This window comes from Zoogloea sp. LCSB751 (genome assembly GCF_002028455.1).
In the GTDB taxonomy this organism is placed as follows: domain Bacteria; phylum Pseudomonadota; class Gammaproteobacteria; order Burkholderiales; family Rhodocyclaceae; genus Zoogloea.
In genome coordinates this window covers 1-231 of record NZ_MWUM01000696.1, presented here as the reverse complement: position 1 = coordinate 231, position 231 = coordinate 1, and the positions used below count along the sequence as shown (strand labels likewise).

The 231-nt window shown below is 58.9% G+C and carries 1 protein-coding gene; it reads right to left on the bottom strand.

The window, feature by feature from the left end:
* Positions 1–231: anaerobic ribonucleoside-triphosphate reductase (gene nrdD / locus B4920_RS28225; protein ID WP_305847148.1), on the bottom strand; the 231-nt coding region annotated here is incomplete at both ends.

The window sequence follows — 231 nt, the reverse complement described above, 5'->3', positions numbered from 1 at the left end:
TCGGCGTTGCCCATCTTGAAGCCGTGGGTCAGCATCCCCTTCAGGTCGATCAGCATGCAGTTGAACATGGGGAAGAAGGGAGAGTAGTCGAGATCGTGAAAGTGCAGATCACCGCTCTCATGAGCCTGCACCACGTCGCGGGGCAGCATGTGGCTGGTGGCGTAATGCTTGGTGACGATACCGGCCAGCAGATCGCGCTGGGTCGGGATCACCTTGGAATCCTTGTTGGCG